Source organism: Streptomyces sp. NRRL S-87, assembly GCF_000719335.1.
In the GTDB taxonomy this organism is placed as follows: domain Bacteria; phylum Actinomycetota; class Actinomycetes; order Streptomycetales; family Streptomycetaceae; genus Streptomyces.
In genome coordinates this window covers 1-21,260 of sequence record NZ_JOGB01000086.1, presented here as the reverse complement: position 1 = coordinate 21,260, position 21,260 = coordinate 1, and the positions used below count along the sequence as shown (strand labels likewise).

General features: G+C 71.9%; 16 protein-coding genes and 1 pseudogene. 6 read left to right on the top strand and 11 right to left on the bottom strand.

The genetic code is table 11. The features are described 5' to 3' along the window. The coding region (locus IF43_RS0133560; protein ID WP_234332625.1) for a hypothetical protein at positions 1-2,000 on the bottom strand (2,000 nt) is incomplete at its 3' end. 261 nt (positions 2,001-2,261) lie between these two features. Here IF43_RS0133560 and IF43_RS0133555 point away from each other — a divergent pair. Continuing rightward, on the top strand, positions 2,262-3,626 hold the full coding sequence (locus IF43_RS0133555; protein WP_078910656.1) for an Lrp/AsnC family transcriptional regulator: 1,365 nt from the start codon (positions 2,262-2,264) through the stop codon (positions 3,624-3,626). Here the strand turns inward: IF43_RS0133555 and IF43_RS0133550 are convergent. From IF43_RS0133550 to IF43_RS0133520, 7 genes are all read right to left on the bottom strand, one after another. Beyond that, complete coding sequence (locus IF43_RS0133550) at positions 3,547-4,950, bottom strand: nucleobase:cation symporter-2 family protein (RefSeq protein ID WP_234332624.1); 1,404 nt, start codon at positions 4,948-4,950, stop codon at positions 3,547-3,549. The genes IF43_RS0133555 and IF43_RS0133550 overlap by 80 nt on opposite strands. A 308-nt stretch (positions 4,951-5,258) precedes the next feature. Continuing rightward, positions 5,259-6,653 carry an 8-oxoguanine deaminase gene (locus IF43_RS0133545; RefSeq protein WP_030209885.1) on the bottom strand — a complete coding sequence of 465 codons (1,395 nt, stop codon included), beginning with the start codon at positions 6,651-6,653 and terminating at the stop codon, positions 5,259-5,261. A 231-nt stretch (positions 6,654-6,884) separates the two neighbouring features. Continuing rightward, entirely contained in the window at positions 6,885-7,808 is a 924-nt protein-coding gene (pucL, locus tag IF43_RS0133540; RefSeq protein ID WP_030209882.1) for a factor-independent urate hydroxylase, read from the bottom strand. 6 nt (positions 7,809-7,814) lie between these two features. Continuing rightward, entirely contained in the window at positions 7,815-8,207 is a 393-nt protein-coding gene (uraH, locus tag IF43_RS0133535; RefSeq protein WP_030209879.1) for a hydroxyisourate hydrolase, read from the bottom strand. 2 nt (positions 8,208-8,209) lie between these two features. After that, positions 8,210-8,716, bottom strand: a complete 507-nt coding sequence (gene uraD / locus IF43_RS0133530) for a 2-oxo-4-hydroxy-4-carboxy-5-ureidoimidazoline decarboxylase (protein ID WP_030209875.1) — start codon at positions 8,714-8,716, stop codon at positions 8,210-8,212. 152 nt (positions 8,717-8,868) lie between these two features. Then, the gene (locus tag IF43_RS0133525) at positions 8,869-9,252 is read right to left on the bottom strand and encodes a helix-turn-helix domain-containing protein (RefSeq protein WP_030209871.1); all 384 of its coding nucleotides are present in this window, start codon (positions 9,250-9,252) and stop codon (positions 8,869-8,871) included. Continuing rightward, on the bottom strand, positions 9,249-9,500 hold the full coding sequence (locus IF43_RS0133520; protein ID WP_030209868.1) for a hypothetical protein: 252 nt from the start codon (positions 9,498-9,500) through the stop codon (positions 9,249-9,251). Before IF43_RS0133520 ends, IF43_RS0133525 begins: the two co-directional genes overlap by 4 nt. 125 nt (positions 9,501-9,625) lie before the next feature. On the opposite strand from IF43_RS0133520, the gene IF43_RS0133515 reads away from it, so the two are divergent. From IF43_RS0133515 to IF43_RS0133505, 3 genes are all read left to right on the top strand, one after another. Beyond that, positions 9,626-10,459, top strand: coding sequence for a TIM barrel protein (locus tag IF43_RS0133515; protein ID WP_030209865.1), 834 nt, complete (start codon positions 9,626-9,628; stop codon positions 10,457-10,459). A gap of 111 nt (positions 10,460-10,570) precedes the next feature. Beyond that, on the top strand, positions 10,571-11,461 hold the full coding sequence (locus IF43_RS0133510) for a 2-hydroxy-3-oxopropionate reductase (RefSeq protein WP_030209863.1): 891 nt from the start codon (positions 10,571-10,573) through the stop codon (positions 11,459-11,461). 368 nt (positions 11,462-11,829) lie between these two features. Next, the gene (locus IF43_RS0133505; protein WP_030209857.1) at positions 11,830-13,287 is read left to right on the top strand and encodes a catalase; all 1,458 of its coding nucleotides are present in this window, start codon (positions 11,830-11,832) and stop codon (positions 13,285-13,287) included. Between the two features lie 1,051 nt (positions 13,288-14,338). Here IF43_RS0133505 and gcl read toward each other — a convergent pair. Continuing rightward, positions 14,339-16,117, bottom strand: coding sequence for a glyoxylate carboligase (gene gcl / locus IF43_RS0133500; RefSeq protein WP_030209856.1), 1,779 nt, complete (start codon positions 16,115-16,117; stop codon positions 14,339-14,341). Positions 16,118-17,072: 955 nt separating this feature from the next. Here gcl and IF43_RS43260 point away from each other — a divergent pair. Continuing rightward, positions 17,073-17,459, top strand: a pseudogene (locus IF43_RS43260) (hypothetical protein); the annotation flags it as partial. A gap of 75 nt (positions 17,460-17,534) precedes the next feature. Continuing rightward, positions 17,535-18,023, top strand: a complete 489-nt coding sequence (locus tag IF43_RS0133490) for a glutathione peroxidase (RefSeq protein ID WP_030209854.1) — start codon at positions 17,535-17,537, stop codon at positions 18,021-18,023. Between the two features lie 136 nt (positions 18,024-18,159). Here IF43_RS0133490 and IF43_RS0133485 read toward each other — a convergent pair whose 3' ends face one another. Together IF43_RS0133485 and IF43_RS0133480 are read right to left on the bottom strand one after the other, a co-directional pair. After that, complete coding sequence (locus IF43_RS0133485) at positions 18,160-19,701, bottom strand: AMP-binding protein (protein WP_030209853.1); 1,542 nt, start codon at positions 19,699-19,701, stop codon at positions 18,160-18,162. Positions 19,702-19,887: 186 nt separating this feature from the next. Next, positions 19,888-21,066 (bottom strand): winged helix DNA-binding domain-containing protein, encoded by a 1,179-nt coding sequence (locus IF43_RS0133480; protein ID WP_037891171.1) that lies wholly within the window; start codon positions 21,064-21,066, stop codon positions 19,888-19,890. Positions 21,067-21,260: the final 194 nt, after the last annotated feature.

Genomic DNA, 21,260 nt, shown 5'->3' with positions numbered 1-21,260 from the left:
TCCCCCACCAGCGCCCCCAGCCCCGCCCGCGCCCCCGCCTCGTACGCCCGCTCGTATACCGGCTCGGTGAGCCGGGCCCGCAGCAGCGCTTCGCGCGGCGCGCGCCCGCGGGCCCAGTAGGCCACCGCCCGGGCGTCCCGCAGGAACGCGGCCCGGATCCGGTCCACCGCGCCGAGCAGCCGGGCGGCGTCCTGGTGCCGGCCCAGATCGGCCACCGCCGCGGCCAGCAGCTCGCCCGAGGCCGCCAGCCCCAGCAGGTCCCCGAGCGCCAGCTGCGTCTCCAGGGCACGCAGGAGCTCCGCACGGGCGGCCTCCGCCTGCGCCTCCGACCGCAGGAGGGACGCGTGCGCGTACCGGATCCACGAGCTGGCCCAAGCGTCGTCGGGCACGTCGGGCAGCTCCGGCGGGCCGCCCCCGACCGGTATCGCAGCCGGGTCCACCCGGGCCAGCGCCAGGGTGTACGAGGCCACGAGCGCGGCCCGGCCGGGTCCGAACCCGGGCTCCGCGGGCAGGAGCTCCAGGGCCTCGGTGAACTCCGCCACCGCGTCGCGCGTACGGAGCTCCCACACCGCGACGGTGCCGCGGACGTGCCCGAGGTACGCAAGCGACGCGTCCTCGCCCTCGTGCACGGCGGCCGTCCAGCCCTCCACCAGCAGCGGATCCGCGCCGTCGCACTCCCCCAGGCACGCGGCGATCCAGGCGGTCAGCCACAGGGCGCGGGCCGGCCGCGGGGCGGGGTGCAGGGCCAGTGCCCGCTCCAGATGCCGGCGTCCCTCGGCGAGCAGGCCGCAGGCCACCCACAGGAACCACAGCGAGACCGCGATCTCGAGTGCGGGACCGGGGCCGGATCCGGCCAGGGGGTTCATCGCCGCGTACAGGTCCGGCAGTTCCCGCTGGGCCAGAGCGCGTGCCTCGCGCTGGTGGCCGCCCTGCCAGAGCCGGGCGGCCCGGTCGGCCACGGCTCCGTACCAGGCGTGGTGGTGCCGCGCGGCCTCGGCCTGCTCGCCACGGGCCAACAGCCGGCGGGCGGCGTGGGCCCGTACGGACAGCGGCAGCCGGTAGCGGCCGGGGCCGGTGTCGAGCAGCAGCCCGGAGGCCAGCCCGGCGAGGGCCGCGCCGGCGGCCGCCCGGCCGAGCCGGCCGAACGCGCAGACGGCCTCGACGGCGGCCCGGTCGAAGGAGCCGGCGAACACCGACAGGCGTTCCCACAGCAGCTGCTCGGCGGGCGAGCAGAGCCGGTGGCTGCGCTCGGCGTCAGCGTGCGTCCCCCGGCCCGCACCCCCGGTGAGGAAGGCCAGCGGGTCGGCGGCGAGCTTGCGCAGGGCCTGTTCGGGGTCGTACTGGTGCAGCCGCCCGGCAGCCAGTTCCAGCGCGCCGGGGATGCCGTCGAGGGCGCGGCAGAGGCGGGCCACGTGCTCGGCGTTGCGCCGGGTGATCTCGAAGAAGGGATCCGCCCCGCGGGCGCGCTCGACGAAGAGACGTACGGCGGGGTAATCGGCGATCCGCGCCCGCGTACCGGCCGAAGAGCCCCAAGCCGACAAACCGGATGTCGTCAAGGTGCCCGACGGCGGCACACCCAGCGGCGGAACCGCCAGCACGGCTTCGCCCTCGGTGCCGAGCCGCCGCTGCGAGGTGGCCAGGACCTGCAGCCGCGGGCACCGGAGGAGGAGTTCGGCGACCAGGCCCGCGCTCAGGTCGCCGAGTCGTTCGCAGCCGTCGAGTACGAGCAGGACGTCCCGCCCGGCGACCACGTCCAGCAACTCGCCCTCAAGGGCGGCCCAGCAGGCCTCCGGCAGCCCGCCCAGGTCGGCCCACACCACACCCCGCCCGCCCCGTACCTCGCGCCCCTCCCGCAACGACCGCAACGCCCGTATCGCGATCCGCGTCTTGCCGATGCCCGCCGGGCCGGTGAGGGTGACCAGACGCTCCGTGGCGAGCAGCGCGGCGACGGTGGCCAGTTCTCGCCCACGGCCGACGAAGCTGGACAGTTCGGCAGGCACCGTGGCGCGAACGCCCGAGCCGGACGACCCCACGCGCCCTCCCCCGAGTTCCCCGTGATCCCCGTGATCCGCGCGATCCCCGTGACCCGCGCGATCCGCGCGATCCCCGTGACCCGCGCGATCCGCGCGATCCGCGCGATCCCGGATTTCCCTGAACTGCAACGCAACAGCCCGCGCAACCAGTTGAATGCAGGAAGGAGAGATCATCGGCCGTCACCCCGGTCCCCCGCCCCACGACCGGGAGAACCGCCAGGGGAAGGTATGGACTCAGCCATTTCCGCCATGGACGACACCGACCGGGCGCTCGTCCACGCACTACAACTCGCTCCGCGCGCCAGCTGGGAGCGGTTGGCCCCGGTACTCGGCACCCGGCCGGACACCCTCGCGCGCCGCTGGGAGCGGCTGACCGCCTCGGGCGACGCCTGGGCTTCGGCGCTGGCCCTGCGCACGGGGGTGCACGCGCCCAGCATGGCCTGGATCGAGGTGACCTGCGCCGCTGGCAGCGCGCCCGGGGTGGGCCGGGCGCTGACCGGGGATCCGCACGCCCTGCGGGTGGAGCACGTGACCGGAGGCCGGGACCTGCTGCTGTACGTGGTGGTGCCGGACCTGCCGGGCCTGTACCGGTACCTCTCCTGCCGCGTGCAGCGCATCCCCGGCGTGGTGGGCACCCGTACGTCCATGGTGACGGCGGTGCACTACGGGCCCGACCGCTGGCGCCTGGACCAGCTGACCCCGGCGCAGTCGGCGCAGCTGGCGCCGCTCGGCCAGGGCAGCCGGGCACTGCCGGCCGCCGCGCCGGGGGCGGCGCCGATGACGGAGGGGGACCGGCCGCTGGCGATGGCGCTGGCCCGGGACGCGCGGCGCAGCGTCGCCTCGCTGGCGCGGGAGCTGGACATGAGCGAGTCGACCGTACGGCGCCGGCTGGCCCGGCTGGAGGCGGCCGGGGCCCTGCACTTCGAGTGCGTGCTGGCGCACGTCCACTCGGGGTGGCCGGTGTCCGCGACGCTGTGGGCGGAGGTGGCGGAGCACGAGGTGCCCGAGTGCGCGGCGACGGCGGCGGGGCTGCGCGAGACCCGGGCCTGCATGTCGACGACCGGGCCGTGGAACCTCGTGGTCACCGCGCGGCTCCGGGCGGTCGAGGACCTCTCGCGCTACACGGCGGAGCTGACCCGCCGGCTGCCGGCCCTGCGCGTGGCGGACACGGCCGTCTCCCTCTACGTACGGAAGTCCACGGCGCAGGAACTGGACCGGCAGGGGCGGCGGGTGCGGTGCGTGACCCCGGACATCTGGTCCGACCCGGCGCCGGGGGCCGGGGACGAGACCCCGTTATCGCCCGACTCCCGAGCCGGCCCCACCGGCCCGAGCCGGCCCCGCCGGTCCGAGCCGGCCCCGCCGGTCCGAGCCGGCCCCGCCGGTCCGAGCCGGCCCCACCAGCCCGAGCCGAACCCACCGGCCCGAGCCGGCCCCACCACCCCGAGCCGACGGGCCCCACCAGCCCCCGCCCCGAGCCGGCGGGCCCCACCAGTCCCCGCCCCGAGCCGGCCCCTCAGTGCACCCGCACCGCTTCGACTCCACCACCAGCGGCAGCACCCGCGGCCTCCGCTCCCCGCACACCCAGGTGGTTGAAGGCGAGGTTGAGCACGATCGCCACCACGCACCCCGTGCTGATCCCGGAGTCGAGCACGACCAGGAGGTCCTTCGGGAAGGCGTGGTAGAAGTCCGGGGCCGCGATCGGGATCAACCCGACGCCCAGGGCGACCGCCACGATCAGGGCGTTCTCGCCCTTCTCCATGGCCGCGCCCGCCAGGGTTTGCACTCCGCTGGCGGCGACCGAACCGAAGAGCACGATCCCGGCGCCACCGAGCACCGGCAGCGGGACCAGCGCGATGATCGAGGCGGCCACCGGACACAGCCCGAGGGCGATGAGGATGAGGCCGCCCGCGGCGACGACGAACCGGCTGCGCACCTTGGTCATGGCGACCAGCCCGATGTTCTGGGCGAACGCGCTGCACATGAAGCCGTTGAAGACCGGGCTCAGGGCGCTGCCGAGGGCGTCGGCCCGCAGGCCGCCCTCGATGGTGCGCGCGTCGGCGGGTCGGCCGACGATCCGACCGAGCGCCAGCATGTCGGCCGTGGACTCGGTCATGCAGACCAGCATCACGATGCACATCGAGACGACGGCGGCGACCTGGAACTGCGGCGCGCCGAAGTGGAACGGCGTCGGGAAGCCGATCAGATCGGCCTCGCGGATCGGGCTGAAGTCGGTCAGGCCGACGGGTATCGCGATCAGGGTCCCGGCCACCAGACCGAGCAGGATCGCGATCTGCTGGAGGAAGCCGCGCAGGAACCGGCGCAGCAGCAGCACGATGACGAGCGTGGCCGCGGCCGCGCCGATGTTCGTGAGGGAACCGTAGTCGGCAGCGCGGCGGTTGCCGCCCTGGGACCAGTTGAAGGCGACCGGCAGCAGGGACACGCCGATCAGGGTGATCACGGTGCCGGTGACCACCGGCGGGAAGAACCGGACCAGTCGGCCGAAGTAGGGGGCGGCGAGGAAGCCGAGCACGCCGGCCACGATGATCGCGCCGAACATGACGGGGAGGGCGTCGGCCCCGGCGCTCTTGCCGATGGCGACCATCGGGGTGACGCCGGCGAACGAGACGCCGTTGACGAACGGGAGCTTGGCGCCGACGCGCCAGAAGCCGAGCGTCTGGAGCAGGGTGGCAAGGCCCGCGGTGAAGAGCGAGGCCCCCATCAGGAACGCGGTCTCGGCGGCCGAGAGGCCGACGGCGGGCCCGACGATCATGGGTGGGGCGACAACGCCCGCGTACATGGCGGCCACGTGCTGGAGTCCGCTGGTGAACATGCGCAGCGGGGGCAAGGTCTCGTCGACCGGATGCGGCCCCGCCGGAGCGGCGACTTCGTCTGTGGGATTCCCGGGCTGTGTGGTCACAGCGTCCTCCGGTCGGTTAACACGTCAGCAGGGTGACGTGGGTGTCAGGGAGGTGGTGCGAAGGCGGCGCGGCGCCGGGTGGGGGGTTCTGCCCGACAGGCACACGACCTGTACCTGTTCGGAGCATGCCAAATCGCCCCGTGGAGCTGGGCGTACGGCGTCAAAGAAAGAAACGTGCGCACACGAGTCACCGCCCCGGAGGGTGCGAGCGCAAGGCGCCCGCACCCCCCGGATCGGCTGCCGTGGACCCCGCTCGGGTCCGCGGCCGCCGGCCGGGGGCCGTCCCCCCCGGCCGGATTCCGTGGGGATCAGGCCTGCGCGACGATCCGCGCGAGGCGCTGGGCCTCGTCCCGCGTGGAGCGGGCGATGGCGTCCTCGTCGGCGGTGAGCAGTCGGTTGTGCTCGACGATCTGCTTGCCGTTGACGAACGACGCGGTGACCGGGGCGGCCGCACCGAACACCAGCGCGGTGACCGGGTCGGCGATGGACGAGTGCAGGAAGGTGCTGAGGTTCCACAGCACCAGGTCGGCGAGCTTGCCGACCTCCAGCGAGCCGATGTTGTCGGCGCGGCCGAGGACCTGCGCACCGCCGAAGGTGCCCAGGCGCAGCGACTGGCGGGCGTTGAGCGCGGCCTCGCGGTGCACCGGGTTCAGGCGGTTGATCAGGAGGGCGTTGCGCAGCTCGGTGTGCAGCTCACCCGACTCGTTGGAGGCGGTGCCGTCGACGCCGAGGCCGACCGGGACGCCCGCGGCCAGCATGTCCGGGACCCGGGCGATGCCGGCGGCCAGGCGGGCGTTGGAGGACGGGCAGTGCGCCACACCGGTCTTGGTACGGGCGAACGCGGCGATGTCGGAGTCGTTCATGTGGACGCTGTGCGCCATCCACACGTCCTCGCCGAGCCAGCCGGTCGACTCGAAGTAGTCGGTCGGGCCCATGCCGAAGAGCTCGTGGCAGAACTTCTCCTCCTCGACCGTCTCGCTGCCGTGGGTGTGCATGCGCACACCCAGGCGGCGGGCCAGCTCGGCGCCCTGCTTGAGCAGTTCGGTGGAGACCGAGAACGGGGAGCAGGGGGCGACGGCGACCTGGGTCATGGCGTCGAAGGAGGCGTCGTGGAACTTCCTGACGGTCGCCTCGGTGTCGGCGAGCGCGCCCTCGAGGGTCTCGACCGCGTGGTCCGGCGGCAGGCCGCCGTCCTTCTCGCTGCGGTCCATGGAGCCGCGGGCGAGGGTGAAGCGGACGCCCATCTCGGACGCGGCGCGGATGATCGCGCCGGAGAGGTCGCCGGCGCCCTTCGGGTACACGTAGTGGTGGTCCATCGCGGTGGTGACACCGCCGCGGGCCATCGCCGCCAGGGAGCCCTGCGCCGCCGAGTACGCCATCTGCTCGTCGATGCGCGCCCAGGTGGGGTAGAGCGCGACGAGCCAATTGAAGAGGTTGTGGTCGGTGGCCAGCCCGCGCGTGATCCACTGATAGAAGTGGTGGTGCGTGTTGACCAGACCGGGCGTCACGAGGTGGCCGGTGCCGTCGATGCGGCGTACCACGTTCTCGAGGTTCTCGGGGGCCTTGCCCGCGCCGACGGCCTCGATCCGGTTGCCTGCGATGACGATGTGACCCGAGGCGTACTCGGTGTCGTTGGCGTCGACGGTTGCGATCGCACAGTTCTCGATGACGATGCGCTCTACCACGCTGTCAGTGGCTGCCATGGGGCTTCCTCGTGCTTTCAGTGGCGGTGCGGGCACGGCAGGACCCAGGGGATTTGAGTGCCGAAACCGGGGGCCTGGCAGCTGACAGTACTGCCGCCCCGTGTGATGCTCCGGGTGCCGAGTTCAGGAAGTGCGTAGGTGTTGCGGGGGGCGCGCCCCGGGACCACAGCGGTGCCCCGGGACGCGGAAGCCTCGTCAGAGGTTGCCTCAGAGGTTGCCTCAGAGGTTGCGTCAGAGGTTGGTCATGTCCACCGGGATGCGCGCGTCGGCGCCGTCGCGGAGGATCGTCGCCTCGATGAGACCGTAGGGGCGGTCCGCGGCGAAGTACACCTCGTTGTCGTTCTTGAGGCCGAAGGGCTCGAGGTCGACCAGGAAGTGGTGCTTGTTCGGGAGCGAGAAGCGGACCTCGTCGATCTCCGAACGGTGGTTGATGATGCGCGAGCCCATCTGGTACAGCGTCTGCTGCAGCGAGAGGGAGTAGGTCTCGGCGAAGGCCTCGAGCATGTGCTTGCGGGTCGCCTCGTAGGACTTCTCCCAGTTCGGCATGCGCTGCTCGTCGTCGGTCCAGTTGAAGCGCCAGCGACCCGACACCTGGGTGGCCAGGATGCGGTCGTACGCCTCCTGCAGGGTCGTGTACTTGTCCTTCACGTAGCCCCAGAACTCCGAGTTGGTGGAGTTCATGACGATCAGGTCCTTGAGGCCGGAGATGACCTCCCAGTTCTGGCCGTCGTACGTGATCTGGGTGACGCGGGTCTCCTGGCCCTTGCGGACGAAGGAGTGCTTCACCTCGTCGGCGCCGATGAACTTGGAGTTCGCGTCCGAGGTCGCGATCCGCTCCCAGGCGTACTCCTCGATGCGGATGCGCGCCCGGTGGATCGGCTCCTGGCTGTTGACGAACCAGCGGGCCAGGTGGATGCCGAACTGCTCGGCGGACTCGATGCCGTACTCCTTGGCGAACGCGTACACCGTGTTCTTGGTGGTGTCCGTCGGCAGGACGTTGGCGTTCGAGCCGGAGTAGTGGACGTCGTCCATGTCGCCGGAGAGGGCGACCGATACGTTCAGGTCCTTGATGTGGTGCGTGTCGCCGTCCCGCGTGATCTTGACGACGCGGTTCTCTGCTTTGCCGTACTGGTTCTGGCCGAGAATCGTGGGCATGGTCTGCTAGCTCCCTCGGTAAACGGAGTAGCCGAACGGGTTGAGCAGCAGCGGTACGTGGTAGTGCTCGCCCGGGTTCACGGCGAAAGTGATCGCGACCTCGGGGAAAAACGTACCGCTGTCCCTTACGCGGGGGGCGTCCTGCTGCGCCTCGGCGGCTTGCTTCTTGGCGAAGTACGTCTCGGTCTCGAAGTCGAGGCGTACGTGGGTGGTGCCCTCCGGCAGAGCCGGGAGGTCCTTGCAGCGGCCGTCCGCGTCCGTGGCGGAGCCACCGAGGGCCGTCCACTCCGCGCCGAGGCCGCTGCGGGCCGACAGGGAGATGGCGACGCCCTCCGCGGGGCGGCCGATGCTGGTGTCCAGGATGTGCGTGGACACCGAAGCCGTGGTGTCGGTGCTCATGCTCACTCTCCTTCTACGAGGCGGGTCAGACGGATCCGGTTGATCTTGACGAGTTCGCCGCGGGCGATCTCCCGCTCGACCTCGGCCGTGTTCTCGATCCGGACCTTGACCGCGTCCCGCATCTGCTCACCGGTCGCACCGGTGGCGCAGATCAGGAAGACGTGGCCGAACTTGTCCTGGTAGGCCAGGTTCAGTTCGAGCAGCTCTGCCTTGAGCTCCTCGGAGGCGCCGGCCATGCCGCGCTGCTCGCGCGCGGAGGTCGGGTCACCCGGCTTCGGGCGGCCGATCGGCGGGTGGCCCGCCATCGCTTCCTCCAGGTCCGTCGCGGTGAGCTCCGCCATGGCGGCGTCGCTCGCGGCGAACAGGGCGTCCGCGCTGGCGTAGGGGCGCTGGGCGAGCAGCTTGCTCACCCAAGCCGAGCTGGCGCACACCTCGTGGAGCTCGGCCTGGGCCGCGGCGTCCACCAAGGTGTTGAACCGGGCGAGGCCCGGTGTGGTACTCGAAGTCACGGGTCAGCCTCCGTGGCCATGTGCTTTGACGGGCTGCGCATAGCTAACGCCCTCCGCAACACCGCGTCAACACTTTGTTGAAATTTCGGGTACACAAAAGCCGCCGCCCGGTTCTTTCGGGCGGCGGCTCATGACGCGGGGTGAGGGGACCCTCACCCGCGGGTGTTCTTGTTGGGGTTCTCGCGGTTCAGGTAGTTGTAGACCGTGAAGCGGCTGACGCCGAGCGCACCCGCGACCGTTTCGACCCCGTGCCGCACCGAGAAGGCGCCTCGCGCCTCCAGTATGCGCACCACGTCCTGCTTGGTCTTGCGGTCCAGCTCGGCGAGCGGCATCCCGTGGCGCCGCTCGAGGGCCGCCAGGATGTGGTCCAGGGACTCCGACAGCTGAGGCAGGCGCACGGCGACCACGTCCTCGCCCTCCCAGGCCAGCACGACGTCGTCGGGCGCCGCCCGGGCCGGATCCATCAGCTCGCCGCCCATGGCGTCGACCAGCGGCTTGACCGCGGTGACGAACGGGTGGTCGCGGGGCTCGGTCATGAGTCGCCCTCTCCGATCACGTTCACCTGGAGCGACACCCGGGTGGCCCCGGCCTCCAGCGAGTCGCGCAGCAGCGCGGTGACGGCCGCCAGCACCTCGCCGGCCTCACCCTCGGCGGTGTTGCCGAAGGGACCGACGTCCACCGCGTCCAGTTGCGCCTTCTGGATGACGCCGCGGGCCGCCACGGCGTGGGCCGGGGCCTCGTCGAGGTCGAAGGGCTCGGTCGTGAACTCCACTCTCAATCGCACGCGGTCAAGCTACCCCGAGGTACGCGAAAACCGGCAGCGCCCACTTGACATCAGCCCCGCAGCCCATGCAACCTTCCATCAAGCAGAAAGTAACTTCCGCAATACGGAAGGAGCGCCGACCCCTCATGGGATACACGGACCAGCGCTTCGATGTGAACCTGTCGATCCTCTTCACGGAACTCCCGCTCCTGGAGCGTCCTGCGGCTGCCGCCGCGGCCGGCTTCACCGCGGTCGAGCTGTGGTGGCCCTGGATCGACACCCCCACGCCGGCCCAGGCCGAGCTCGACGCCCTCAAGAAGGCTCTTGAGGACGCGGGCACCCAGCTGGTGGGGCTGAACTTCTACGCGGGCCAGCTGCCCGGCCCCGACCGCGGCGCGCTGTCCGTACCCGGCGAGGAGTCCGAGCGCTTCCGCGCCAACATCGACGTCGCCGCGGACTTCGCGGCCTCGGTGGGCTGCAAGGCGCTGAACGCGCTCTACGGCAACCGCGTGGAGGGTGTGGACCCGGCCGTCCAGGACGAACTCGCCCTGGAGAACCTGGTCGTCGCGGCCCGCGCCGCCGACCGGGTGGGTGCGATCCTCCTGATCGAGACCCTCAACAAGCCCGAGTCGCCGCTCTACCCGCTGGTGAGCGCGCCGTCCGCGATCGAGGTCGTGGACAAGGTGAACGCGGCCACGGGCCTGGGGAACGCCAAGTTCCTGCTCGACCTGTACCACCTGGCGATGAACGACGAGGACCTCTCCGAGGTCATCGAAAAGTACGCCGCCAAGACCGGGCACGTCCAGATCGCGGACAAGCCGGGCCGCGGTGCCCCGGGCACCGGCGAGCTGCCCCTCGAGGACCTCCTCGACCAGCTCCGGAAGGCCGGCTACGACGGCTACGTGGGCCTGGAGTACAAGGCCGCCGACGCCGCCGCGTCCTTCGCCTGGCTGCCCGCCGAGGCCCGCGCGGCCCGGTAGCGGCCACGCAGCGGCACGGGCCACCGGCCCCACCCGGGCCGGAAAGTCCGGACGAACGACCGGGCGCCCCCCGAACTTTTCGTACGAAGCTTTAGAGAAGGAACCCTCGTCATGAGCAACCTCCCCAAGATCGCGTGGATCGGCCTCGGCATCATGGGCTCCCCCATGTCCGAGAACCTCCTGAAGGCCGGCTACTCGGTCACCGGCTTCACCCTGGAGCAGGACAAGCTGGACCGCCTCGCGGCCGCCGGCGGCTCCGCGGCCGGCTCGATCGCCGAGGCCGTCAAGGACGCCGACGTGATCATCACGATGGTGCCCGCCTCCCCGCAGGTCGAGGCCATCTCCTACGGCCCCGAGGGCATCCTGGAGAACGCCAGGCCCGGCGCCCTGGTCATCGACATGTCGTCGATCACCCCGCAGACCTCCGTCGACCTGGCCAAGAACGCCAAGGAGAAGGGCATCCGCGTCATCGACGCCCCCGTCTCCGGCGGCGAGGCCGGCGCCATCGAGGCCGTCCTGTCGATCATGGTGGGTGGCGAGCAGGCCGACTTCGACGAGGCCCTCCCGATCCTCGAGGCGCTCGGCAAGGTCATCGTGCTGTGCGGTCCGCACGGCTCCGGCCAGACGGTGAAGGCCGCCAACCAGCTCATCGTCGCGGTCAACATCCAGGCCTGCGCCGAGGCCGTCGTCTTCCTCGAGAAGTCCGGCGTGAACCTCCAGGCCGCCCTGGACGTCCTCAACGGCGGTCTGGCCGGCTCCACGGTGCTGACCCGCAAGAAGGACAACTTCCTGAACCGCGACTTCAAGCCCGGTTTCCGGATCGACCTGCACCACAAGGACATGGGCATCGTCACCGACGCCGCCCGCAACGTCGGTGCGGCCCTCCCGGTCGGCGCCGTGGTCGCCCAGCTGGTCGCCTCCCTGCGCGCCCAGGGCGACGGCGGCCTGGACCACTCCGCCCTGCTGCGCGCCGTCGAGCGCCTCTCGGGCGCCCAGGTCTGAGCAGCCGGCTCCCGCACGGGGTCCGAGCACCCGGCTCCTGCATGGGGGCTGAGCACTCGGCTCCTGCACGGGGTCTGAGGACCCGGCTCCCGCACGGGGTCTGAGGACCCGGCTCGCGCACGGGGTCCGAGACCGCTTCCGAGCAGGTCCGGGCCCCCGCGAGGGGACGTGCGATCCCTTCGGGGAACTGAGTTTCCGGATGGCGTCGGCGCTGACAACCTGTCCTGTCGCGCCCAAGCGCCGACGCCGTCCGGATCACCCCTTCAACTTTCTTCAACAAACTGTTGACGCTGCGTTCAGCCGGAAATTAGGCTCATCCGCATGGCGGAAGACGCTTTCCGTCAGCAGCTCCCGTACGGAAGGTCACCATGTCGAAGCGCGTGCTTACGACCGAGTCCGGCGCCCCGGTCGCCGACAACCAGAACTCCGCCACCGCCGGCGTCGGTGGCCCGCTCCTCATCCAGGACCAGCAGCTCCTCGAGAAGCTCGCCCGCTTCAACCGTGAGCGCATCCCGGAGCGCGTCGTGCACGCCCGCGGCTCGGCCGCGTACGGCTACTTCGAGGTGACCGACGACGTCACCGCCTACACCTCGGCGAAGTTCCTGTCCGAGGTCGGCAAGAAGACCGAGACCTTCCTGCGCTTCTCCACCGTCGCCGACTCCCTCGGTGGCGCGGACGCCGTCCGCGACCCGCGCGGCTTCGCGCTGAAGTTCTACACCGAGGACGGCAACTACGACCTCGTCGGCAACAACACCCCGGTGTTCTTCATCAAGGACCCGATCAAGTTCCCCGACTTCATCCACTCCCAGAAGCGCGACCCCTTCACGGGCAAGCAGGAGCCGGACAACGTCTGGGACTTCTGGGCGCACGCCCCCGAGGCGACGCACCAGATCACCTGGCTGATGGGTGACCGCGGCATACCGGCCTCCTACCGCCACATGAACGGCTACGGCTCCCACACCTACCAGTGGACCAACGCCCAGGGCGAGGCCTTCTTCGTCAAGTACCACTTCAAGACGAACCAGGGCATCCGCTGCCTGTCCTCCGAGCAGGCCGCCGAGGTCGTCGGCAGCGACGCGAACTCGCACCAGACCGACCTGCTCCAGGCCATCGAGCGCGGCGTGAACCCGTCCTGGACCCTCTACGTCCAGATCATGCCGGCCGCCGAGGCCGCGGACTACCGCTTCAACCCGTTCGACCTCACCAAGGTGTGGCCGCACGCCGACTACCCGCTGCAGCGCGTGGGTCGCCTGGTCCTCGACCGCAACCCGGAGAACGTCTTCGCCGAGGTCGAGCAGTCCGCCTTCTCCCCGAACAACTTCGTCCCGGGCATCACCGCCTCGCCGGACAAGATGCTCCAGGGCCGCCTGTTCGCGTACGCGGACGCCCAGCGCTACCGCCTCGGTGTGAACCACACCCTGCTGCCGGTCAACGCCCCCAAGGCCACCACGGCGCAGAACTACGGCCGCGACGGCGCCATGGCGCTGCGCAACGGCTCGCGCCACGACAAGAACTACGAGCCCAACTCGTACCAGGGCCCGGCCGAGACCGGCGACGCGCTCGGCGCCCCGCTGGCGGTCTCCGGCTACACCGGCACCCACGCCGCCCCGGCCCACACCAAGGACGACGACTTCTTCCAGGCCGGTGAGCTCTACCGCCTGATGTCCGAGGACGAGAAGCAGCGTCTGGTGGCGAACATCGCCGGCGGCCTGTCCCAGGTCTCCCGCGAGGACGTCATCGAGAAGAACCTGGCTCACTTCCACGCCGCCGACGCCGACTACGGCAAGCGCGTCGAGGAGGCCGTCCGCGCCCTGCGCGAGGACTGAGCCCATCCAGGCCGCGCCTGGGACCTGACGGGAGGTCAGGATCCAGGCGCTGAGCCCGGCACCGCGGACCCGGATGAGGGGTGGTTCGTCGGTTACGGGTTCAGGACGAGGACCGTGGCGGCTTGCGAGCCAGTGCGGTGGTAATGGGCGTCCAAAGGCCCGTCCCTTGACCTGAGGGGGACGGACACCGGGACTCCCGTCGCTCGCCGCCACGGTCCCAGCCGCTCCTTATATACAGGGGCCACGCACAGAGCCCCCTGTATATAAGGAGCGATCCCCGCGCCCTCGGGCGCCGGAGGAACCTCCCGACCCACAAACCCCGCCCGGCGGTGCGAACGTCCTGTCGCGCCAGCCTCGTTCCGTCGGGCGGTCATCATCACCCAGGCCGAGCGCCGGGTCACGGACGGTCCCGTGACCCGGCGCTCTGCCGTGTGCCTGCGCATGTACAGGGCGTGGAGTCGTAGGCGCCGTCGCAGCTCCCGCAGCCCTGGGGGGAGGCCTGCAGGCCACCCCTGTCAAGCGCCGAGGGAACCACACACCACGGGAAGGCCGACCCCGAAGCGAGCCCAACCCGAGGCCGGCCCCGCACACCCGACCGGGGCACGCCGCAGAAGCCCGCCCGACGGGGCGTACCTGGCCCCCGACCGACGGGCCCCAGCCCACCCCCGACCGATGGGCCGTAGCCCAGCCCCCGACCGGCGGACCGCAGCCCACCCCGCAACCGACGGGCCGCAGCCCACCCGCGGCACAGCGGCGCCCCACCCCAGCGGGCCCTGGCACAAGGCGGGCCGGAGCTGCGGCGCCCGATCCCACCCCCGGCCGCGCCGGCACCGTACAACCATCCCCACAGAGCCCCACGACGGCCGGGACACCTGCGCACGAACAACGCCCCCCCCACAGCCCGCTGCACGAACTGAGAGCCGGCCCCATGCACCTCCGCGCCCCCTCCCCCCAAACCAGAACGACCCCCGCCCCTCCGGAGCGAAGGGCGGGGGTCGTTCTGTGGTGCGAGGTCCCGAGAGGGCAGGGTCTCAGGACCTCACGTGTGCGGTCAGACCTGGAGGGCCTTGATGGCGGTCGGGGCGTGGCCCGGCTCGGTCGCGAGCTCCTCGAACTCGGTGACGTCGCTCATGTCGACCGTCTTGCTCATCGCGATGTTGGTGACGCGCTCCAGGATCGCCTCGACGACGACCGGGACCTGGAACTCCTGGGCCAGCTTCTTGGCCTCCTCCAGCGCCTCGCCCAGCTTGTTCGGGTCCTCGACGCGGATGGCCTTGACGCCCAGGCCCTCGGCGACCTTGACGTGGTCGACGCCGTAGACGCCGATCTCCGGGGTGTTGATGTTCTCGAACTCGAGGTTGACCTCGAAGTTGATGCCGAGGCCGCCCTGCGCCTGGCGGATCAGGCCCAGGTACGCGTTGTTCACGAGGACGTGGACGTAGGGGACCTTGTGCTGGGCGGCGACCGCCAGCTCCTCGATCATGAACTGGAAGTCGTAGTCGCCGGAGAGGGCGACGACCGGGGTCTCCGGGTCCGCGGTGGCGGCACCGATGGCGGCCGGGATGGTCCAGCCGAGCGGGCCGGCCTGACCGCAGTTGACCCAGTGGCGCGGCTTGTAGACGTGCAGGAACTGCGCGGCCGCGATCTGGGAGAGGCCGATGGTGGTGACGTAGCGCGTCTCCGGGCCGAAGGCCTTGTTCATCTCCTCGTACACGCGCTGCGGCTTCATCGGGATGTTGTCGAAGTGCGTGCGGCGCTGCAGCGTCGCCTTGCGCTCCTGCGCCGAGGCGGCCCAGGCGGTGAAGTCGGGGAGCTTGCCCGCGGCCTTCCACTCCTTGGCGATCTCGATGAAGAGCTCCAGCGCGACCTTGGCGTCGGAGGCGATGCCGTAGTCCGGGGCGAAGATCTTGCCGAGCTGGGTGGGCTCGATGTCGACGTGGACGAACTTGCGGCCCTTGGTGTACGCCTCCAGGTTGTAGCCCGTGTGGCGGTTGGCCCAGCGGTTGCCGATGCCGAGGACGAAGTCCGACTCCAGGAAGGTCGCGTTGCCGTAGCGGTGCGCGGTCTGGACGCCGACCATGCCGGCCGCCAGCTCGTGGTCGTCCGGGATGGTGCCCCAGCCCATCAGGGTGGAGATGACCGGGATGCCGGTGAGCTCGGCGAACTCGACCAGCAGGTCGGAGGCGTCGGCGTTGATGATGCCGCCGCCGGAGACGATCAGCGGGCGCTCCGACTCGAGCAGGAAGCCCAGGGCCTTCTCGGCCTGGGCGCGGGTGGCCTGCGGCTTGTAGACCGGCAGCGGCTCGTAGGTCTCCGGGTCGAACTCGATCTCGGTCAGCTGGACGTCGATCGGCAGGTCGATGAGGACCGGGCCGGGACGGCCGGAGCGCATCAGGTGGAAGGCCTGCTGGAAGACGCCGGGGACCTGGGCGGCCTCCAGGACCGTGGTGGCGGCCTTGGTGACCGGCTTGGCGATCGTGGCGATGTCGACGGCCTGGAAGTCCTCCTTGTGGAGCTTCGAGACCGGGGCCTGGCCGGTGATGCACAGGATCGGGATGGAGTCCGCGATGGCGGAGTACAGGCCCGTGATCATGTCGGTGCCGGCGGGGCCGGAGGTGCCGATGCAGACGCCGATGTTGCCGGCCCTGGCGCGGGTGTAGCCCTCGGCCATGTGGGAGGCGCCCTCGACGTGGCGGGCCAGCGTGTGGTTGATGCCGCCGACGTTCTTGAGCTCGCGGTAGAAGGGGTTGATCGCGGCACCGGGCACGCCGAAGGCCTGCGTGATTCCTTCGCGCTTGAGGATCTCAACTGCCGCGGCGGCGGCTGTCATACGGGGCATCTGGCACTCCTGCGATCAGGCTTTTTCCGGCATCCGGAAGTTCAGTTCTGCTATACGAAACAATCTAGGAGGCGAGTCCCGAGGCCGTCAAGGCGCGTCCGGACACCGGAAGCCACCAAAAGCCGCGTAAGGCCCCGTCGTTTGCACGAATCCCGGCGACCGGGCACCCGCCTCGTCGCGCGTCGTGGACGATGGAGTACGCACAGCGACGACCGGTCCGCCGGCAGGCGGCCGCGCAAGCGGAGGTGGGGCAGGTATGGCGGCCAGGGTGGGCGAGACGTTTCCGGTGCGCTGTCCGGCGTGCGGGCGCGAGAACACGTACGTGCCACCGGTCTTCCCGTGCGCCTGCGGCTCGCCGGTCACGCCGCCGCTCGACCCGGTGGCCGCTCCGGTCCCGCTGACGCACCGCAACTGGGACGACACGTGGGTCGCGGTGCGGTGCCCGTCGTGCGGGCGCGAGGACCACTGGCCGCAGCCGGAGGTGGGCTGCTCGTGCGGAACGGTGGTGCGGCTGGCGGTCCGGCCGCCGGGGAGCGAGGAGCAGGGCGCCGGCGCACCCGGCGGGGCTTCCGGGGCGGTTTCGGGGGCTGCCTCCGGGGCGGTTCACGGGCCGGCCGTCGGCGGCCCCTCGGGTGCGGCGTCCGGCCCGGCGTCCGGCCCGGCGTCCGGGGCGGCCTCCGGTGCCGGGGCCGGTGCGGCCTCCGGCTCCCCGTCCGGGACGGATTCCGCGGCGGAGGTGGCGGCGGCGCCGGGCGGGGCGGGCGCCTCCGGTACGGGCCCCGGTGCCGGCACGGACCCCGGCGGCGGTACGGGGCCGGGGCGGGGCGCGCCGACCGCCGCTGCCGCCGGTACCGGCCAGGACGCGCGTACGACGCCCCGGGGAGCCCCCGCACCCGACGGCCGGTCCGCCGGGACGCCCTCCGGCCCGGCGGGGGTGCCGGTCCCGCGGCCCGCCTTCCGCCCGCTGACCATCCGTACCGCCCGGGACGCCGTGTCGGCCGCCGCGCTCTACCTGCGCTGGCTCGGCTTCCGCGACGTGCGCCAGCCTGACGCCCGGCCCATCCCTTCCGAGGTGGTGGACCTGCGGGCCCCGGGGCTGGTCGCGCAGGTGGACCCGACCACCGCGCCGGCGGACCTGCGGGCGGTGGAGTGCGTGTGGCTGAACGGCCTGACCGCCTCCGCGACCAGTGCGTACTTCGCCCTGGCCGGCTACACGGAGGCGGCCCGGGCACGGGCCGACGAGCTGGGCATACCGCTGTTCGTCATGGACCTGACCGGGTCCCCGCAGCCGGTGAACGACCCGGCCGACGCACTCGTCGCGAAGGGAGCCTAGACCCGGGGGGTGCCGGGCCCGGCGCGCTGATGGGGCATGATCGACGGCACACGCCCGTCCTGCCGAGGAGACGTCTTGAGCCTGTACGACATCCCCCTGACCACCCTGTCCGACGAGCCCACCAGCCTGGCGCCGTACAAGGGCAAGGCCGTCCTGGTCGTGAACACGGCGTCCCAGTGCGGCCTCACCCCGCAGTACTCGGGCCTCGCGCGGCTCCAGTTCAAGTACGCCGAGAAGGGCTTCACCGTCATCGGCGTGCCGTGCAACCAGTTCGGCGGCCAGGAGCCGGGCACGGCCGAGGACATCCAGACCTTCTGCGCGGCCGGCTTCGGCGTGACCTTCCCGATGCTGGAGAAGAGCGAGGTCAACGGCGAGAACAGGCACCCGCTGTTCGTCGAGCTCGTCAAGACGCCGGACGCGGACGGCGAGGCCGGCGACGTCCAGTGGAACTTCGAGAAGTTCCTGATCTCACCTGACGGCCAGGTCGTGAACCGCTTCCGGCCGCGCACCGACCCCGAGTCGGACGAGGTCGTCACCGCCATCGAGGCGGTCCTGCCGGCCTGATCGGCGGCGCGGACCACCGCTCCCGCGGGGCCGCCGCTCCCGCGGACCGCCGCTCCCGCGGGGCAGCCGCTCCCGGGGGGCCGCCGCTCCCGTGGGGCCGCCGCTCGCGCGCGGCGGCCCCGCGGGGGAGCGGGCCTCAGTTGACCCCGCGGTCCAGCCCGGCCCAGTACGGCTCGCGCAGCTTGAACTTCTGGATCTTCCCGGTGGCCGTGCGCGGGATGACCTCGCGGAACTCCACCGAGGTCGGCGCCTTGTAACCGGCCATGCGCTGCTTGCAGTACGCGATGATCTCGGCCTCGTCAGCCGTCGCGCCCTCCGCGAGGACCACCAGGGCCTTGATCGTCTCGCCCCACTTCTCGTGCGGGACCCCGATGACGGCGACCTCCGCGACCGCAGGGTGGCTGAAGATCGTGTCCTCCACCTCGATCGACGACACGTTCTCGCCACCGGTGATGATCACGTCCTTCTTGCGGTCGGAGATCGTCAGGTGGCCGTCGGCCTCGTCCACCGTGCCACCGTCGCCGGTGTGGAACCAGCCGTCCCGGAGCGCCGCCGCGGTCTCCTCGGGCTTCTCCCAGTAGCCGTCCAGGACGACGTTCGAGCGCGCCAGGACCTCCCCCTCCTCGGACACCTTCAGCTTGACGCCGAGCGCCGGCAGACCCGCGCGGGACAGCTTGCGGGCCCGCTGCTCGGGCGGCAGGTCCGCGTCGCCCGGCCGGATCCGGTTGAAGGTGAGCAGCGGCGAGGTCTCCGTCAGGCCGTAGATCTGGGTGAACTCCCAGCCCAGCTCCTCGCCCACCCGCTGGATCGTCCGGCTCGGCGGCGGGGCTCCCGCGCAGACGATCCGCACCCGGTCGCGGCCGGGGATCTCGCCCTCCCAGGAGGCCGCGGCGTCGAGGACCGCGTTCCACACCGCGGGCGCGCCGCACATCAGGGTGACGCCGTGCTCGTCGACCCGGCGCAGGATCTCCGCGCCGTCGACCTTGCGCAGGACCACCTGCTTGACGCCGAGTCCGGCCATCACGTACGGCATGCCCCAGCCGTTGCAGTGGAACATCGGCAGCGTGTGCATGTAGACGTCGCGCTCCCACACGCGGGTGTGCAGGCCGAAGGTCAGGCCGTTGACCCAGATGTTGCGGTGCGTGAGCTGCACGCCCTTGGGGCGGGCGGTGGTGCCTGACGTGTAGTTGATCGTCGCGGTGGCGTCCTCGTCCGGGTGGGACCAGGGGCGCGGCTCGACACCGAACCGCATCAGCACGGTGTCGGTCTCGGCACCGAGCACGAACCGGTGCCGCACCGTGACGCCGGCCAGCGCCTCGTCCAGCTCCGGGTCCACGAGCAGGACCGACGCCCCGCTCTGCCGCACCACGTACTCGACCTCGTCCGGCTTGAGCCGGAAGTTCACGGGTACGCAGATCCGGCCGCTCATCGGCAGCGCGAACAGCAGCTCCAGCAGCCGCGCCGAATTGTGGCTGACCACCGCCACCCGCTCGCCCTCACCCACCCCGAGCGCGTCGAAGCCCGCCTGCCAGGCGCGGACGCGGTCGCCCAGCCGCCCGTACGTCGACTCCGGCACCGGCGGACCGGGCTGGTTCGGCTCGTCGATCACGCCGGGGCTGCCGGAGAACCCCAGCTCCGCCCGTTCGAGGAAGTCCGCGACCGTCATGGGAACCCGCACTGCTCACTCCTGCTGCTGTCTCGGTGGGACCCGTACGGACCCGCGGGCCGCCGGGTGGGGCGCCGCAGCCCCTCGTCGACGGTCGAGCGGCGGGCTCCGCCCCGCGAGGGGCCGGAGTGTCGATCGGCGGGCTGGGTGGATCATGGGCATCGTGCCCGCTGGGCGGGCCGGCACACCAGTGGCGCGTCAGCCGCTGATCGGACCGAAACGCAGGGAGCGCGCGGCGGCGGGAGTCATGACGGCGAGCAACCGCTCGCCCTCGGCGGCGATCTCCTCCTTCAGGGCCTTGGAGGCGCGGCCGAAGAGTTCCACCGTGAGGGTGGCGGTGCCGCCGGTCCCGCGGCCGTCCGCGGGGGCGGGCTCGGCCGGCTTTCCGGCCGGGCCCTTGGCCGTGTCCAGCCGCCACAGCCCGCCGAGCACGCCGTCGACGAGCAGCGTGCAGTACGCCTGGTTCCCCTGGAACGACCGGCCTTTGAGGTCGGCCGGGACGATCCGGGTGCGGTCCGCGTGGGAGAGCAGGAGGTTGTCGAACTCGGGGAGGAAGCGCGGGGGCGCGGGCACGTCCGGGTCGGGGCGCGGGGCGTCGGGGAGGTCGAAGAGCTCCGTACCGCGCTCGTCGCGGAGGACGACCAGCCGGGGCCGTAGCCGTTCGAAGGCCTCGCGCAGCCGGGTCAGGCCGGCCCAGGTCTGCATGTCCTGGACCGAGGCGGGGCCGAAGGCACCGAGGTAGCGGAGCACCGTACGGTCGAGCAGGGCGGCCCGGGCCGCCGGGTCGACGGGGTCGGGCAGGGCGGAGTCGTCGTCCCGGCCGAGCCAGGAGCGCAGCGTGGTGAGCCGTACCTGGCCCGGGCGGCCCCACAGGCCCCGGGGGGTGACCTGGACGAGCGGCAGCCGGCAGCGGGCGGCCACGGAGAGGGCCGGCGGGTCGGCGTCGGGCCAGTGGGTGAGCAGTTCGGTGCGGATCTCCTGCATGGTGCGGGGCTCGGCCTCGACGAAGGCCCGGCTGAGCTCGGTCAGGCGGTCGAGGTCGACGCCGTCGAGGCCCTTGCGGAAGTTGGTGAGCTCCCGGTCCCGGGCGGGCTGGACGAGGGGGCGCAGGGTGAGGGCGTCCTCGGCCGTGTGGGTGTGGATGGTGGAGCGCATCGTGACCATGCGGACCACCCGGCGCGACTCCATGAGGGCGGACAGGGACTCGGGCTCGAAGCCGCGCAGCCGGGACCAGAGCTGGAAGTACGGCGGCTTCACGTTCTGGGCCTGGAGGCCGAGCAGGTGGGCCACGGCGTCCTCGGGGGACGTCTCGGCACGTTCGAGGAGGAGCTGGCGGGCGAGGGTGGCCCGGCCGAGCGCACGGGTCGTAGCGTCCATACCGGCCACGCTAACCACCCTTGCGGTCGGTTCCTGTCCGCAATCGCCGAACCCGGCGCCCCCACCGCCCACCTTGCACCTTTTGCACCGTATATCCTGCACGATGTCCACCCCGGGCCCCCGACCCACCACCAACCCCCCTGGAACCCGCCCCCACCCGCGCTCCGACCACCCACCCACGCACCCACGCACCC

Coding starts and splice junctions, on each gene's coding strand:
- IF43_RS0133525 (WP_030209871.1), bottom strand. CDS start 9,252: ATGACCGAGCCCCGCGACCACCCGTTCGTCACCGCGGTCAAGCCGCTG.
- IF43_RS0133515 (WP_030209865.1), top strand. CDS start 9,626: ATGGGATACACGGACCAGCGCTTCGATGTGAACCTGTCGATCCTCTTC.
- pucL (WP_030209882.1), bottom strand. CDS start 7,808: ATGCCCACGATTCTCGGCCAGAACCAGTACGGCAAAGCAGAGAACCGC.
- IF43_RS0133510 (WP_030209863.1), top strand. CDS start 10,571: ATGAGCAACCTCCCCAAGATCGCGTGGATCGGCCTCGGCATCATGGGC.
- IF43_RS0133545 (WP_030209885.1), bottom strand. CDS start 6,653: ATGGCAGCCACTGACAGCGTGGTAGAGCGCATCGTCATCGAGAACTGT.
- IF43_RS0133555 (WP_078910656.1), top strand. CDS start 2,262: ATGGACTCAGCCATTTCCGCCATGGACGACACCGACCGGGCGCTCGTC.
- uraH (WP_030209879.1), bottom strand. CDS start 8,207: ATGAGCACCGACACCACGGCTTCGGTGTCCACGCACATCCTGGACACC.
- IF43_RS0133505 (WP_030209857.1), top strand. CDS start 11,830: ATGTCGAAGCGCGTGCTTACGACCGAGTCCGGCGCCCCGGTCGCCGAC.
- gcl (WP_030209856.1), bottom strand. CDS start 16,117: ATGACAGCCGCCGCCGCGGCAGTTGAGATCCTCAAGCGCGAAGGAATC.
- IF43_RS0133480 (WP_037891171.1), bottom strand. CDS start 21,066: ATGGACGCTACGACCCGTGCGCTCGGCCGGGCCACCCTCGCCCGCCAG.